The sequence below is a fragment of the Streptomyces afghaniensis genome, from assembly GCF_044327915.1.
Taxonomy (GTDB): domain Bacteria; phylum Actinomycetota; class Actinomycetes; order Streptomycetales; family Streptomycetaceae; genus Streptomyces; species Streptomyces afghaniensis.
The window spans coordinates 175,605-189,538 of the sequence record NZ_JBIRGJ010000001.1; the positions used below are offsets into that span (position 1 = coordinate 175,605).

At 69.0% G+C, this 13,934-nt stretch carries 11 protein-coding genes; 8 read left to right on the forward strand and 3 right to left on the reverse strand.

Features of this window, described 5'->3' with window-relative positions; translation table 11 throughout:
- Window positions 1-505: 505 nt before the first annotated feature.
- Window positions 506-2,563 (reverse strand): RICIN domain-containing protein, encoded by a 2,058-nt coding sequence (locus tag ACH4G3_RS00740; protein ID WP_397622401.1) that lies wholly within the window; start codon window positions 2,561-2,563, stop codon window positions 506-508.
- Between the two features lie 237 nt (window positions 2,564-2,800).
- Window positions 2,801-3,865 (reverse strand): LacI family DNA-binding transcriptional regulator, encoded by a 1,065-nt coding sequence (locus ACH4G3_RS00745; protein ID WP_397622402.1) that lies wholly within the window; start codon window positions 3,863-3,865, stop codon window positions 2,801-2,803.
- Window positions 3,866-4,386: 521 nt separating this feature from the next.
- Here ACH4G3_RS00745 and ACH4G3_RS00750 point away from each other — a divergent pair.
- The 6 genes from ACH4G3_RS00750 (at window position 4,387) to ACH4G3_RS00775 (ending at window position 11,445) form a co-directional block, all read left to right on the forward strand.
- Window positions 4,387-5,670 (forward strand): ABC transporter substrate-binding protein, encoded by a 1,284-nt coding sequence (locus tag ACH4G3_RS00750; protein ID WP_397622403.1) that lies wholly within the window; start codon window positions 4,387-4,389, stop codon window positions 5,668-5,670.
- Window positions 5,667-6,689, forward strand: coding sequence for a carbohydrate ABC transporter permease (locus ACH4G3_RS00755; protein WP_397622404.1), 1,023 nt, complete (start codon window positions 5,667-5,669; stop codon window positions 6,687-6,689). Before ACH4G3_RS00750 ends, ACH4G3_RS00755 begins: the two co-directional genes overlap by 4 nt.
- Window positions 6,686-7,573, forward strand: coding sequence for a carbohydrate ABC transporter permease (locus ACH4G3_RS00760; protein ID WP_397622405.1), 888 nt, complete (start codon window positions 6,686-6,688; stop codon window positions 7,571-7,573). The genes ACH4G3_RS00755 and ACH4G3_RS00760 overlap by 4 nt, the downstream gene beginning before the upstream one ends.
- A gap of 44 nt (window positions 7,574-7,617) precedes the next feature.
- Window positions 7,618-9,654 (forward strand): beta-galactosidase, encoded by a 2,037-nt coding sequence (locus ACH4G3_RS00765; protein ID WP_397622406.1) that lies wholly within the window; start codon window positions 7,618-7,620, stop codon window positions 9,652-9,654.
- Window positions 9,655-9,789: 135 nt separating this feature from the next.
- Window positions 9,790-9,924 carry a hypothetical protein gene (locus ACH4G3_RS00770; RefSeq protein WP_397622407.1) on the forward strand — a complete coding sequence of 45 codons (135 nt, stop codon included), beginning with the start codon at window positions 9,790-9,792 and terminating at the stop codon, window positions 9,922-9,924.
- Window positions 9,925-9,942: 18 nt separating this feature from the next.
- On the forward strand, window positions 9,943-11,445 hold the full coding sequence (locus ACH4G3_RS00775) for an FGGY-family carbohydrate kinase (protein WP_397623344.1): 1,503 nt from the start codon (window positions 9,943-9,945) through the stop codon (window positions 11,443-11,445).
- Between the two features lie 58 nt (window positions 11,446-11,503).
- On the opposite strand, the gene ACH4G3_RS00780 is transcribed toward ACH4G3_RS00775, so the two are convergent.
- A complete protein-coding gene (locus tag ACH4G3_RS00780) occupies window positions 11,504-12,067 on the reverse strand; it encodes a carbohydrate kinase family protein (RefSeq protein ID WP_397622408.1) in 564 nt (187 codons plus the stop codon).
- On the opposite strand from ACH4G3_RS00780, the gene ACH4G3_RS00785 reads away from it, so the two are divergent.
- Together ACH4G3_RS00785 and ACH4G3_RS00790 are read left to right on the forward strand one after the other, a co-directional pair.
- Window positions 12,066-12,383 carry a hypothetical protein gene (locus ACH4G3_RS00785; protein WP_397622409.1) on the forward strand — a complete coding sequence of 106 codons (318 nt, stop codon included), beginning with the start codon at window positions 12,066-12,068 and terminating at the stop codon, window positions 12,381-12,383. The genes ACH4G3_RS00780 and ACH4G3_RS00785 overlap by 2 nt on opposite strands.
- A gap of 192 nt (window positions 12,384-12,575) precedes the next feature.
- Complete coding sequence (locus tag ACH4G3_RS00790; RefSeq protein ID WP_397622410.1) at window positions 12,576-13,928, forward strand: ABC transporter substrate-binding protein; 1,353 nt, start codon at window positions 12,576-12,578, stop codon at window positions 13,926-13,928.
- The last annotated feature ends 6 nt before the right edge of the window (window positions 13,929-13,934 follow it).

The following is a 13,934-nucleotide window of genomic DNA, read 5'->3' on the forward strand; positions in this document are numbered from 1 at the left end:
TGAACTAATCCTGGTCGCCTACGAGGCGTGGGTGCGCTGGGGCGGTTGCCGTGCTCACTAAAGGCTGCCGCCAGGCACCCTTCGCTACGTTCAGTACGCAAGGGGACGCCATTTGTGATGGCGCGTCCCTTGTGCTTGTTGCCTCTGTCTACCTAGGTCGACGGTGAAGTCCGTTGCCGGGCCAGCCTGAGGCCGTGGCCAGACGTAATCGCTTGACGCTCGTTTGACGCTCAGAGGGGGTTTCGGGTAGGTGGATGGACCCGAAAGTGCCACTTGACCTGGGGTTTTAAGATGATCTGATTTTCCGACCTGTTTCCGATGACGCATCATGTGGAGTGCGTGGCGATTTTGGAGCCTGCTGCAAAGGGGCTCTGACCTGCGAGCCAGAGGGTCTTGCCGCTGGCGACGCCGATGAGCACGTCACGCACGCTCGGCCGGGGCTGACGCAGGGGCGGGAACCGCTTCGTCGGCGGTTCCCGCCCCAGGTCTTGGACCGTGGGAGCCGTCAGTTGATCCGGACGATCTTCCAGAGCTGGTCGTCGAGGTCGGCGCTGCCCCACTGGACGACGGCTGCCCCGTCGGCGGTGGAGGACTGGGCGACGCCGGCGACGAGGGTGCTGTTCACGTTCCGGAGCTTGTAGTACCCGCCGCCCGCCTCGGTGAGAGTCCACTTCTGGGAGGCGGCGCTGGAGGCGGTGTTCTGGACGACGGCCGCGCCCGTGGCGCTGGAGGATCCCTGGATGTCGAGGTTGAGGTTGCTCTTGGCGTTCTTGATGGTCCAGGCGCCGCTGCCCGCGGACTGGAAGGTGAAGAGCTGGCAGGTGCAGGCCGTGTTCTGCCACTGGCCGACGGCGGTGCCGGCAGTGGTGGAGCCGTTCGGGATGTCGAGGTACTTGCCGCTGTTCTTGTTGACGAGCACGTACTGACCGGTGCCCAGGGGCGGCAGGGCGGTCTGGGTGAGGTTCCAGCGCTGGCAGTCGCAGCTGGTGGCGGCCCACTGCCCGGCGGTGGTGCCGACGGTGGTGGAACCGCCGGGGATCTCCAGGTACTTGCCGGTCAGCCGGTTCACCAGGGAGTAGCCACCCGCGGGGTGCGGGGAAACCGCCCACTCGTGGTCCACGGTGCCGTTGTCGTCCCACTGCAGGACCTTGGCGCCGTTGGCGGTGGACTGGTTCTCCACGCCCAGGACCTTGCCGCTGGCCACGTTGAAGATCTTGAAGTGGCCCGAGGGCTGCTGCTCGAACCGCCACTTCTGGTCGCCGGCGTTGTCGGCGCTCTGCTGGGTGGCGTAGGTGCCGTTGGTGGTGGAGCCGCCCGCGATCGTGAGCAACTGGCCGCTGCCCGCGTTGGAGACGGTGTAGGTGGCGCCGTCGGAGATGCCACCGCCCAGGTCGATCGTGCTGTATCTGACGGGGTTGGAGAGGTTGCTGCCGCCGCGTCCCGCGCTGAGTATCAGCAGGCTGTGCCCGTCGGGGAGGGACGTCATGCCGCGGCTGTAGCCGCCGGTCAGGTTGGCGTTGATGCGCGTCCAGGTGTTCGCGGCGCCGTTCTGCGTGTTGATGAACAGGTCCTCGGCGCTGTTCGCGCTGACGACGAGCGTGCCGTTGGCGCCCCCGGTCGGCAGCCAGGTCATGTAGGGAGCGCTCTGCGGCACCACGCCGTCCGTCGTCCGCAGCGGGATGCCGGTGACCGAGCCGAACGCCTCCGGGTCGGAGGAGATCTTGTAGTAGACGGAGAAGTTGCCCTCGGGAGCACCGCCGTACTCGTACGACATGACGTACTTGCCGTTCGGCAGCTTCGCGACGGTCGGCATGCCCGGACGGTAACTGGCGGTGGGCATGGCCACGTCGTCCACGACGGGGCCCCAGGTGCGGCCGTCCGTGGAGACCTGGTGCACGATCTTCTGGCCGTGGTCGGGGTCGCGCTGGTCGGAGTAGTAGACGATGAGCTTGCCGCCGGAGACCAGGAAGAACGGCTCCCAGACCGGGGTGTTCCCGTTGGTGTCGAAGGCGGCGCCACCGGTGGCGATGTTGGTGACGAAGCTCCAGGTCTGCCCGCGATCGGTGCTGGCGTACAGGTCGATCTTGGTGGCCGACCGGTCGGAGGGCACGGAGTCACCCGCGGCCAGGATCGTCCCGGCCGGGAAGTCACCGATGGCTGTGGGCAGTTCGAACAGTTCCGGCTGCCAGCGCATGCCCCAGCCGTTCTGGGTGTCGGCGACGTCGGAGAGCTTGCTCCAGGAGTTGCCGTTGTCGGTGCTGCGGTAGATCGGGAAGACGGGCTTCCCGGAGGTGTACTGCTCGAAGGTGGAGAGCAGGGTGCCGTTTGCTGATCCGTTGTGCTGCAGGCGCAGCACCCGCGGATACAGCGAACCGGGCGAAGGCGCACCCGAAGGCGGGGTGTACATCGTCTGCGAGGGACGGGAGAGGGCATGCGCCCGCCCCGCGGCCGGCAGAAGGATCGTCGCCGCGGCGACGGCCAGTGCGAGGAACAGGAACAGCAGGGTCTTGGGGCGGGAACGCTGAGCGGCGCCGGGTCCGGCGCCCAACAGTGCAGGGGACATGTGCGGCTCTCAGGACAGGGAATGGGTGGGATGGACCGGTATCTGCCGCGTCGTGACGGAACCAGGGTGGGAAGCGGCAAGCCCGGAAGGCGCGTGCACCGCGCCCGGCGAACGGGAACGACGGCGTCGCGACGGCGCGGCGGTCGGGCCGGTCGGCCTCTGCGTGGGACAACCGGTGCGAGTGGCTCAGCGGTGGCCGGCGTGCGGGTGTGCTCCCTGCGGGCCGCCGGGATGCTGTCAGGTGGTGCGCCGGCCCGCTGTGTCGGGGTGGGGCGGCGGGGGCGCGGTCGAGCCGCGGACGATGAGTTCGACCGGTGGGTCGCTCGCCTGCGGCAGGTCGGTGTGGGGCTTCTCGATCGCGTGCACGAGAAGGCGGATGCCCTCCCGTGCCGCGGCCTCGAAGGGCTGGCGCACGGTGGTCAGGGGAGGAGAGACGTAGGCGAAGACCGGGTTGCCGTCGAAGCCGACGACACTGATGTCCTGTGGCACGCGACGCCCGGCTTCCCGCAGGGCGTGGATGAGGCCGATGGCCATCTCGTCGCCCGCCGCGAAGACAGCGGTCACGGAACGGTCCGAGGCCAGCGCCTCGCCCACGGCATGGCCGGAGGCGGCCGACCAGTCACCGTTGAGCAGCGGCGGCTCGTGTGCGCCCCGCGCCGCCAGCGCTGCCCGCCATCCTTCGATGCGGTCTTTGGTGGCGTACCAGCGCCGCGGACCGGCCAGGTGATGAACGGTCGCGTGCCCCAGGTCCAGCAGATGTTCGGTGGCGGCCCGGGCCAGTTCGTGGGCGCCCACACCCATGGTCACGGTGCGGGTGGCGTTGAATGCGGGCGGTGCCCCCAGGAAGAGCACCGGCACGTCGACGCGGACGCTGACGTCTCCCTCCACGATGGGTTCGGAGACGATGACGCCGTCCACCCCCTGTTCGAGCAGCGACTCCACGGCGCCGGCGATACCCGCCGGGTCGCCGTCCGGTGTGTTGACCACACGGAGCGCGTAGCCCGCGTCGCGCACGGCCCGCTCGATGTGCACGAGCAGTGAAGCGGTCCCGTACCCGGCGGTGCCCAGGGCGACCACGCCGAGGGAGCCGGTACGCCCGGAGACCAGTGTCCTGGCCGCCTGGTTCAGCCGGTAGCCGAGTTCCTCAGCGGCTGCGAGGACCCGTGTGCGGGCGTCTTCGGAGACATACGGCTCGTTGTTGAGGACCCGGGACACCGTCTTGCGCGACACCCCGGCCAGGCGGGCCACGTCCGCGCTGCGCGGCACGGGGGAGCCCTCGCTCTGCCCCACCACTGCTCCCATGAAGTCTCCCGACGGCCGTGCGTCCGCATCGAATGAGGTCAACTGTATGACCACGCGGTCTGACCGCGTGGTCATGTCTACGTAGCCGACAGGTGTACGTCAAGGGTGCCCGCAGTATCGATTTCCGATGGACGGCAGCGGACCGGATGGAGGGCGGCCGGTCGGCGACAGGTTGCGCAGCCATTGCGTGGGGGTACCCGGGCCGCACATACCTGCTGGTCAGACAGCATGAGCTCACTCGCTCATCCGCTCACGGGAAGACGTCGCCGTTCCCGTCCGGCGGTGAACCGTCAGACTTCTCGACATGCACCGCCAGGCCTGCGCTCAGGTCGAAGGGGCTTGACAGCGACTCCCCGGAACGTTCAGTCTTCCTCGCAACCGCCGGTCGGATCTGTTCGATCGTGTTGATTCTTGGTCGCCTGAACGACCGCTTTCCCCGTCACACCCGCGGGCCGACGTGCCGCCTGAGCACGGCCGCCCTGTCTGGAGCCGAAATGCACTCTTCCTCCCTCGGCCGGCGCATGCCTGCTGCCAGTCGCCGCACCGTCCTGCGCGGTATTGGTGGGGCAGCCGCCCTCGGTGCCGGCATACCTCTGCTCAGCGCCTGCGGCGGCAGCGGTACGGCCGCCGACCCGAAGACCGTCAGCCTCGGGTCGAACGCGTCGGACGCGGTGCCGAAGAAGGCGTTCGCCGAGATCTACGCGGCGTTCACGAAGCAGTCCGGGATCACGGTCGACGTCAACACCAAGGACCACAACACGTTCCAGGAGCAGATCAACTCCTACCTCCAGGGCACGCCCGACGACGTGTTCAACTGGTTCGCCGGCTACCGCATGCAGTTCTTCGCCGCCAAGGGCCTGGCCTCCCCGATCGACGACGTGTGGCAGAAGATCGGCGGCAACTTCCCCGAGGCGATGAAGGCGCTCAGCAAGGGCGCGGACGGCAAGTACTACTTCGTGCCGATCTCCACGTCCCTGTGGGGTGTCTTCTACCGCAAGAGCGTCTTCGCCCAGCACGGCTACGAGGTCCCCACCACGTGGGACCAACTCGTCGCCCTGTGCAAGCAGATGAGGAAGAACGGCCTGGTCCCCTTCGCCTTCGGTGACAAGGACGCCTGGCCCGCGCTCGGCACCTTCGACCAGATCAACTTCCGCACCAACGGCTACGACTTCCACGTCGAGCTGATGGCCGGCAAAGCCTCGTGGACGGATGCCAAGGTCCGTACCGCCTTCGACCACTGGGCCGAGATCCTCCCCTACCACCAGGAGGGCGCCGTCGGCCGCACCTGGCAGGACGCGGCCCAGACGCTGATATCGAAGAAGGCGGGCATGTACCTGTTCGGCAGCTTCGTGGCCCAGCAGTTCACCAACCAGGCCGACCTCGACGACCTCGACTTCTTCCCCTTCCCGGAGATCAACTCCGCATACGGGCAGGACACCGTCGAGGCCCCCACCGACGGCTTCATGCTCTCCAAGGCCCCGAAGAACAAGGCCGGCGCGCTCAAGCTCCTGGAGTTCCTGGGCACGCCGGAGGCCGAGCAGATCTACCTGAAGTCCGACCCGAGCCTGGTCGCAGCCTCCGACAAGGCCGACACCTCCTCGTACACGGCGCTGCAGAAGAAGGCGTACGCGACGATCTCCGGGGCCAAGCACCTCACCCAGTTCATGGACCGCGACAGCCGGCCGGACTTCACCTCCACGGTGATGCAGCCGGCCCTGCAGAAGTTCGTCCGCGACCCCAAGGGCGTCGACAGCCTGCTGGCGTCGATCGAGCGCCAGAAGAAGACGATCTTCGCGTCCGCATGACCGCCACAACGAACACCGGTACCGGGACCGGCACCACCAGCACCCCGGGGACGGCCGCAGTGCCGCCCCCGGGCAACCCGAAGAATCTGACCACGGATCAGGCCGAGCGGCTACGGGCGCCCTTGGGCCACCGGCGGCTGCTCACCCGGCGGGACCGCATCACGCTCGGCGTGATGGCCGGGGTGCCGACGATCCTGCACGTCCTGCTCGTCTGGCTCACGGCGCTGGCCTCGATCGCGCTGGCCTTCACCACGTGGAACGGCATCGGCTTCGACTCCATCCAGTGGGTCGGGCTGCAGAACTTCAAGGAACTGTTCACCAGCAACCCGCAGTTCTGGCCCGCCGTCGAGCACAACGTCATCTGGTTCGTCGTGCTCATCCTGCTGCCCACCCCCTTCGGCCTGTTCCTGGCCGTGCAACTGGACAAGAACATCCGCTTCAGCCGCGTCTACCAGACCGCGTTCTTCCTGCCGGTCGTCATGTCGCTGGCGGTCACCGGGTTCGTCTGGCAGCTCGTCTACAACCCCGACACCGGCCTGATCAACAGCCTCATCGGAGCCAACAAGCCCGGCCACTACATCGACTGGATCGGCGACCCGGACCTCAACCTCTGGGCCGTCCTGGTCGCCGCCTCCTGGCGGCACACCGGCTACATGATGATCCTCTACCTGGCCGGCCTGAAGGGCGTCGACCCCGCCCTGCGCGAGGCGTCCTCGCTGGACGGCGCCAATGAGTGGCAGACGTTCAAGAACGTCGTCTTCCCGACCCTGCGGCCCACCAACACCGTCGTCCTGGTCGTCACGATCATCGAGGCCCTGCGCGCCTTCGACCTGGTCTTCGTCTTCAACAAGGGCGCTCAGGGCACCGAGTTGCTGTCGATCCTGGTGACCAACAACATCATCGGCGAGTCCAGCCGGATCGGATACGGCTCCGCCATCGCCGTCGTGCTGCTGGTGATCTCGCTCGCGGTGATCATCCCGTACCTGATCGCCACCTTCCGGAAGGAGCGGCGCGCATGAGCACCGTCGCCGGCGCTCACAAGCAGCGCACCCCCGTCCGCCCCGCCCGGATCCTGCTGCACACCTTCCTCGTCGTCACGGCGCTGGCCTGGCTGGCGCCCCTGCTGTGGGCGCTGTACGCGGCGATGCGGCCCTACTCGGAGACCAGCACCAAGGGCTATGTCTCCTGGCCCGACAAGCTGAGCTTCGACAACTTCACGAACGCCTTCCAGCAGTCGGACATGCTGCACTACTTCGGCAACACGCTGATCGTCGCCGTACCGGCCGTGCTGCTGACACTGCTGCTGTCGTCGATGGTCGCCTTCTACGTCAGCCGCTTCGACTTCCGCCTCAACCTGGCGCTGCTGCTGGTCTTCACCGCCGGCAACCTCCTGCCCCAGCAGGTCATCATCACCCCGCTGTACCGGCTGTATCTGCTGATCGACCTGCCCGGCATCACCATGAGCGGCAAGCTCTACGACTCCGCCCTCGGCCTGGTGCTCATCCACGTGGCGTTCCAGTCCGGCTTCTGCGCGTTCGTGCTGAGCAACTACATGCGCTCGCTGCCCCATGAACTGACCGAGGCCGCCCTGGTCGACGGCGCCTCCGTCTGGCGCCTGTACTGGCAGATCGTGCTGCCGCTGTGCAAACCGGCGATGGCCGCCCTGGCCACCCTGCTGTCCATCTGGATCTACAACGACTTCTTCTGGGCCATCGTGCTCATCTCCACCGGCGAGAACATGCCCATCACCTCGGCGCTGAACAACCTCTCCGGCCAGTACTTCACCGATCCCAACCTGGTAGCCGCCGGCGCCCTGCTCACCGCGATCCCCACCCTGATCGTCTACTTCGCGCTCCAGCGCCAGTTCGTCAGCGGCCTGACCCTCGGCGCCAACAAGGGCTGAAGCACGCCTCCCACTCGTTCCCCACAGCCCCCGGAGCACCACCAGTGACCACCGAACGCCATCTCCGCCTGCCCGGCATCGCCTATGGCGGCGACTACAACCCCGAACAGTGGCCCGAGGAGGTGTGGGCCGAGGACATGGCCCTGATGCGCGAGGCCGGGGTGACCATGGTCAGCGTCGGCATCTTCTCCTGGGCCCTGATGGAGCCGTCCGAGGGCGTCTACGACTTCGCCCGCATGGACAAGATCCTCGGCCTCCTCCACGAGAACGGCATCGCCGCCGACCTCGCCACCCCCACCGCCGCCCCGCCCGCCTGGTTCTTCAAGGCCCATCCCGAGGCACTGCCGGTCGCCCGCGACGGCCGCACGCTGTCGTACGGCAGCCGCCAGACGTTCTGCCCGTCCAGCCCCGACTACCGCACCGCGGCGCTGCGCATCGCGGGCGCACTGGCCGAACGGTACGCCGACCACCCTGCCGTGGCGATGTGGCACGTCCACAACGAGTACGGCTGCCACAACGCCGCCTGTTATTGCGACACCAGCGCCGCCGCCTTCCGTACCTGGCTGAAGGAGAAGTACGGCAACGACCTGGACGCGCTCAACCACGCCTGGGGCACCACCTTCTGGAGCCAGTGGTACTACGACTGGGAGGAGATCATCCCGCCCCGCGCCACCGGCGCCGACCCCAACCCCACCCACCAGCTGGACTGGCGCCGCTTCTGCTCGGACGAACTGCTGTCGCTGTTCACCGCCGAACGTGACGTGCTCCGCCGCGCCGCCCCGGACCTCCCCGCCACCACCAACTTCATGGTGATGCACAACTTCGACGCGCTCGACTACTGGCGCTGGGCCCCCGAGCTGGACATCGTCTCCAACGACCACTACCTGCTCTCCACCGACCCGGAGTCGGAGATCGACATCGCGCTCTGCGGCGACCTGGTCCGCTCCCTGAGCGGCGGGCGGCCCTGGCTGCTGATGGAGCACTCCACCGGAGCCGTCAACTGGCAGCCCGTCAACCGGGCCAAGGGCCCCGGCGAGATGCGCCGCAACGCACTCGCCCACGTCGCGCACGGCGCCGACGGGATCGCGTACTTCCAGTGGCGGGCCGCTAAGGCGGGCGCCGAGCAATGGCACTCGGCGATGCTCCCGCACGCGGGCACCGACAGCCGGATCTGGCAGGACGTCGTCCAACTCGGCGCGGACCTGGGAGCGTTGGCGGAGGTCCGCGGCAGCACCAGCCCCGCCCGCGTCGCCATCGTCTGGGACTGGAACGCCCGCTGGGCCATGGAACAACCCTCCCAGCCCAGCGCCGAATTCCGCTTCCAGGACCTGGTGAGGGACTGGTACGCACCGCTGTGGGAGGCCGGAGTGGCGGTCGACTTCGTGCGCCCCGACGCCCCGGACCTCGACCGCTACCAGCTCGTACTCGCCCCTAGTCTGTACCTGGTCGACGACGCGGGCGCGACCGGCCTGGCGGCGTTCGTCGAGGGCGGCGGCACCCTGGCCGTGGGCTTCCACAGCGGCGCGGTGGACGAGAACTGTCACGTACGCCTGGGCGGTTACCCGGGCGCCTTCCGGGAGCTCCTCGGGGTGCGCGGCGACGAGCCGTTCCCCCTGCTGCCGGGACAGTCGGTCGGTCTGGCCGGGCAGGTGCCGCAGGACGCGACCGCCGACCTCTGGACCGAACGCATCCGGCTCACCGGGGCGGAGGCCGTCGCCGCGTACGCGGACGGACCGTTGGCCGGCGTCCCGGCCGTCACCCGCCACGCGTACGGCAGCGGAACCGCCTGGTACGTCGCCACCCACCCGGACCCCACCAGCCTGGCCGCCGTCCTGGAGCGTATTCGCCAGGAGGCGGGCGTGCGTCCGGAGCGTGAGGTGCCGGCGGGCGTCGAGGTGGTCCGGCGGCGGGGCACCGACGCCGACTACCTCTTCTTCATCGACCACGCCGGTCAAGGCGCTGAAATCCCCGCCGACGGGGTCGAACTCCTCACCGGTAAACCGGTCGTGGGCTTGGTCAGTCTCCCCGCGGGAGGCGTCGCTGTCGTCCGCGAGGCGCTGACTGGACCGACTGGTGACTGACACTGCCCCTCAGGACGACTGATCATCTACCTTCTCTTCCGACGGTGCCGGACAGATGACGGTCAGGGCGCGTCGACCGGCTACGTGGGACGATCGGCCCGGTGGATGGTGGCTTCGGCACGGGAGGAGACCCCGGTGTGCGTTCCGGTCATCGGTGGTCTGGGCTCCGGCGCGACCGGGATGCTGCGTTCGGCGCGGCTCGTCGCCGGACTCGTGGCGACCGGCCGGTGCGTCGCGACGGACACTGCCCTCGGCCTGGGGCGGGGGTGAGCTGTGGCGCGTGAACTGGTGCTCGGTGTCGACGCGGGCCATACCGTGACCAAGGCCGTGTTGTTCGATGCCACCGGCCGAGCGGTGGCGCGCGGCAGCGGCACAGTGCCCCTGAAGACCCCTCGACCTCATTGGGTGGAGAGGGACATGGACGAGGTGTGGCGGACCGCGTTCCAGGCCATCGCCGCCTGTCTCGCCGAGGTGGGACCGGACGCGGGGCGAGCCGTCGCCGCGGTGGGACTGGCCGGGCACGGCGACGGTCTGTACGCCGTCGACGAGTTCGCCCGGCCGGTGCGCGCCGGGATCGTGGCGATGGACACGCGGGCCGAACCAGTGCTGGTGGAGTGGCGGGGCACTCCGGTCTGGTCGCGCGCCCTGGAGATGTCGGGCACGGTGCCGTTCGCTGGTTCCCCGGCCGCCCTGCTGGCCTGGCTCGCCCGCCACGAGGCGGGAGTGCTTCGGCAGGCCCGATGGCTTCTGTCCTGCAAGGACTGGCTGCGCCTCAGACTGACAGGCGCGGTGGCCACCGATCCCACGGACGCCAGTGCCTCGTTCACCGACATGCGCCGCGGCGGATACTCGCCAGAGCTGCTCGACCTGTACGGCCTCGGCGCGCTCGCCCGCCTGCTGCCGCCCGTGCTGACCTGCGACGCGGTGAGCGGAACCGTCACCCGTGAGGCCGCGGCGCTCACCGGGCTCACCGCCGGCACGCCCGTTGTCACGGGTGCCCATGACGTCGATGCCGCCGCGCTCGGGATCGGCGGCACGACGCCGGGCGAACTGTGCCTGATCGCCGGGTCGTTCAGCATCAACCAGGTGGTCAGCGAGCGCCCGGTCGTCGATCCGCGCTGGCAGGTCCGTCACTTCGTCCGCCCGGGCCAGTGGATGACCATGTCCACCTCACCCGCGTCGGTGGCGAACCTGGAATGGTTCCTGCAGGTCACCGGTGCACCTACCGACCAGCGGTACGGCGTCCATGAGGCGATCGGCCGCGAGGTCGAGGCATGCCTGGAAGGTCCGTCGGAGGTGCTGTTCCACCCGTTCGTCTACGGCTCCCCGCACCCGCATCCCGCATCCGGGACGTTCCTCGGACTGCGCGGCTGGCACGGCCGCGGCCACCTGCTGCGGGCCCTGATGGAAGGCGTGGTCCTCAACCACCGCTGGCATGTCGACGCGCTCCGCTCGAAGCTGCCGATCACCGGGGCCGCGGCCCGGCTGACCGGCGGGGCCGCACACAGTGCGGTATGGAGCCAGATGTTCGCCGACGCCCTACGGCGGCCGGTCGTGGTGACCGACGTGCAGGAGAGTGCTGCCCGGGGAGCGGCGCTGCTCGCCGCCACAGCCGTCGGGCTGCTCGACGACGTGACGGACCCGCGCGCCACCCCCCACGTGCTCAGGCGCTACGAACCCCGCCCCGACCGGGTCGCCGTACTCGACGAGGCGTATGCGGTGTACCGAGAGGCGTTGGAGGCTCTCGGACCGGTCTGGGCTCGTCTGGACGCGCGCGAGGCTCCGGAGTGAGCGCCGGGCGAGCCGGCGACATGAGGGAGCGACGGGCATCCAGGCATGGCTACTGCCGCTACACGGGGGTCGTCACGCCGTCGTAGCGGTACGGCGGCTGGGCATCGGCGCGGGTGCAGGTGTCGGCGGCGAACTCCACGGCGTAGGACAGCAGCCGGGCGAGGTCGGCCCAGGCGCCCCGGGAGCCGAACGTGATCAGGACGAGTCCTGCCCCGGACGCGAGCCCGCGTTCGGCCACCCCCTCATACGACTCACCGGGGTGGAGCCAGGCCAGGTCCTCGTCGCTCGCCTTCACCACGTCGGCGAACGCCGCCCACTCGGCGAACCGCTGGAGACAGGCGGCGCGGTCGGTGACCAGGCCCGGCCGCACGTTCGGGTCGAGGGACACCACCTGCCGGCCCGTCTCCCGGCGAATCAGTCCGTCGAGCGTGGAGGCCAGGGGTTCGAGCAGCAGCCCCAGCGACCCGAGGTGCAGGGCCGTCCCCGCAGGCAGCGTGCCGCCGTCCGGGAGAGCAGCGAGCGCGGTCGGCGGTGCCGTTCGCGTGGAAGGAGTAGGCGGCCGACCCGTCCTCGCGCAGATGCACGGCGGCGAGAGTGGTGGCGTCGGAGGCAGGCAGCGCATGGGGGAGCCGTGTGCCGGAGGCCGCGAGGTGCGCGCGCAGGAGATCGCCGAAGTGGTCGTCGGAGATGCGCGCGAGCAGTGCCGTGGGGACTCGGAGTGGGCCGAGACCGGCGGCGATGTTGAGGCACGAGCCGCCCGGGCGTGGCTGGAACGCCGCGGCACCGTCGGCCGTGCGGGCGGTGGTGAGGTCCGCCAGCGCGTCTCCGGCGACGACGACGGCAGGCTGGTCTGCGGGTTCCGGTCTGGTGCTCGTGTGGGTTCCTCGGGGACGGCGGCGGCGAGGTCGAGGGCTGCGCTGTTCGGTGGAGTTCCGTAGCCCTCAGAGACCGCTTGACGATAAGTCTGAAGAGAATTTCTCGCAAGATGTGTTAACAACGGCGCAGTCTCCTGCTAATGATTCGGCCATCGAAACGCGCCCGACTCCCCAAGGACGCATCCACACCCCTGCTCGACCCGCCGCGCCTCAGTCGAGGTCCCGGCGAACCCGCACGAGAGGTTCCCCCGCCACATGGCATCGACCAGATACGCCCTCATAGCCGGCGCCGCCGCCACCGCCCTGCTCGCCACAGCCTGTTCCGGAGCCGGAGCCGGCGGGGCCTCGGGGGGAGGGAAGAGCATCAACGTCCTGATGGTCGGCAACCCGCAGATGGAGGACATCGCGAAGCTGACCAAGGGCAACTTCACCAAGGACACCGGGATCAAGGTCAACTTCACGGTCCTCCCCGAGAACGAACTGCGCGACAAGGTCACACAGGACATCGCCACCCAGGCAGGCCAGTACGACGTCGCCACCATCGGCGCCTACGAGGTGCCCATCTGGGAGAAGAACGGCTGGCTGCACGACCTGGGCTCCTACGCCGACAAGGACAAGGGCTTCGACAAGGCCGACCTGCTGGGGCCGATGGTCCAGTCACTCACCGGCTCGGACGGCAAGCTCTACGCCCTGCCGTTCTACGGCGAGTCCTCCATGCTCATGTACAACAAGGACGTCATGAAGGCGAAGGGCATCACGGTGCCCGAACGGCCGACCTGGCAGCAGATCGCCGACATCGCGGCCGAGGTCGACGGCGCCGAGCCCGGCATGAAGGGCATCTGCCTGCGCGGCCTGGCCGGCTGGGGCGAGCTGGGTGCGCCGCTGACGTCCATGGTCAACACCTTCGGCGGCACGTGGTTCACCAAGGACTGGAAGGCGCAGGTCAACACCGGCGGCTTCAAGGAGGCCACGAAGTTCTACGTCGACCTGGTCCGCAAGCACGGTGAGGCCGGCGCCCCGCAGGCCGGGTTCACCGAGTGCCTGAACGCGCTGAGCCAGAAGAAGGTCGCGATGTGGTACGACGCGACCAGCGCGGCCGGGTCGCTGGAGGACCCCGCCTCCAGCAAGATCGCCGGCAACGTCGGCTACGCCTACGCACCGACCGTCAAGACGGACAGCAGCGGCTGGCTGTGGGCCTGGTCGTGGGCCATGCCCAAGACCACGAAGAACGCCGACGCCGCCTCGAAGTTCATGCTGTGGGCCTCCAGCAAGAAGTACGAGAACCTCGTCGGCGAGAAGCTCGGCTGGGCGCGCGTCCCGGCCGGCAAGCGGGCCAGCACCTACGACATCCCGCAGTACAAGAAGGCCGCCGGTTCGTTCGGTGACATCACCCTGAAGTCCATCGAGCAGGCCGACCCGGCCAACCCCGGTGTCCAGCCGAGGCCGACCGTGGGCATCCAGTACGTGGCCATCCCCGAGTTCCAGGACCTGGGCACCAAGGTCACCCAGGAGATCTCCGCCGCCATCGCCGGCAAGACCAGCGTGGACAAGGCGCTGGGCGACGGCCAGAAGCTGGCCGAGGGCGTCGCCAAGAACTACCAGAAGTGACCTTCA

What these genes read in the sequence shown, in the direction of transcription:
- ACH4G3_RS00740 (WP_397622401.1), bottom strand. Translation starts at nt 2,563, where the DNA reads ATGTCCCCTGCACTGTTGGGCGCCGGACCCGGCGCCGCTCAGCGTTCC.
- ACH4G3_RS00745 (WP_397622402.1), bottom strand. Translation starts at nt 3,865, where the DNA reads ATGGGAGCAGTGGTGGGGCAGAGCGAGGGCTCCCCCGTGCCGCGCAGC.
- ACH4G3_RS00750 (WP_397622403.1), top strand. Translation starts at nt 4,387, where the DNA reads ATGCCTGCTGCCAGTCGCCGCACCGTCCTGCGCGGTATTGGTGGGGCA.
- ACH4G3_RS00755 (WP_397622404.1), top strand. Translation starts at nt 5,667, where the DNA reads ATGACCGCCACAACGAACACCGGTACCGGGACCGGCACCACCAGCACC.
- ACH4G3_RS00760 (WP_397622405.1), top strand. Translation starts at nt 6,686, where the DNA reads ATGAGCACCGTCGCCGGCGCTCACAAGCAGCGCACCCCCGTCCGCCCC.
- ACH4G3_RS00785 (WP_397622409.1), top strand. Translation starts at nt 12,066, where the DNA reads ATGGGGGAGCCGTGTGCCGGAGGCCGCGAGGTGCGCGCGCAGGAGATC.
- ACH4G3_RS00780 (WP_397622408.1), bottom strand. Translation starts at nt 12,067, where the DNA reads ATGCGCTGCCTGCCTCCGACGCCACCACTCTCGCCGCCGTGCATCTGC.
- ACH4G3_RS00790 (WP_397622410.1), top strand. Translation starts at nt 12,576, where the DNA reads ATGGCATCGACCAGATACGCCCTCATAGCCGGCGCCGCCGCCACCGCC.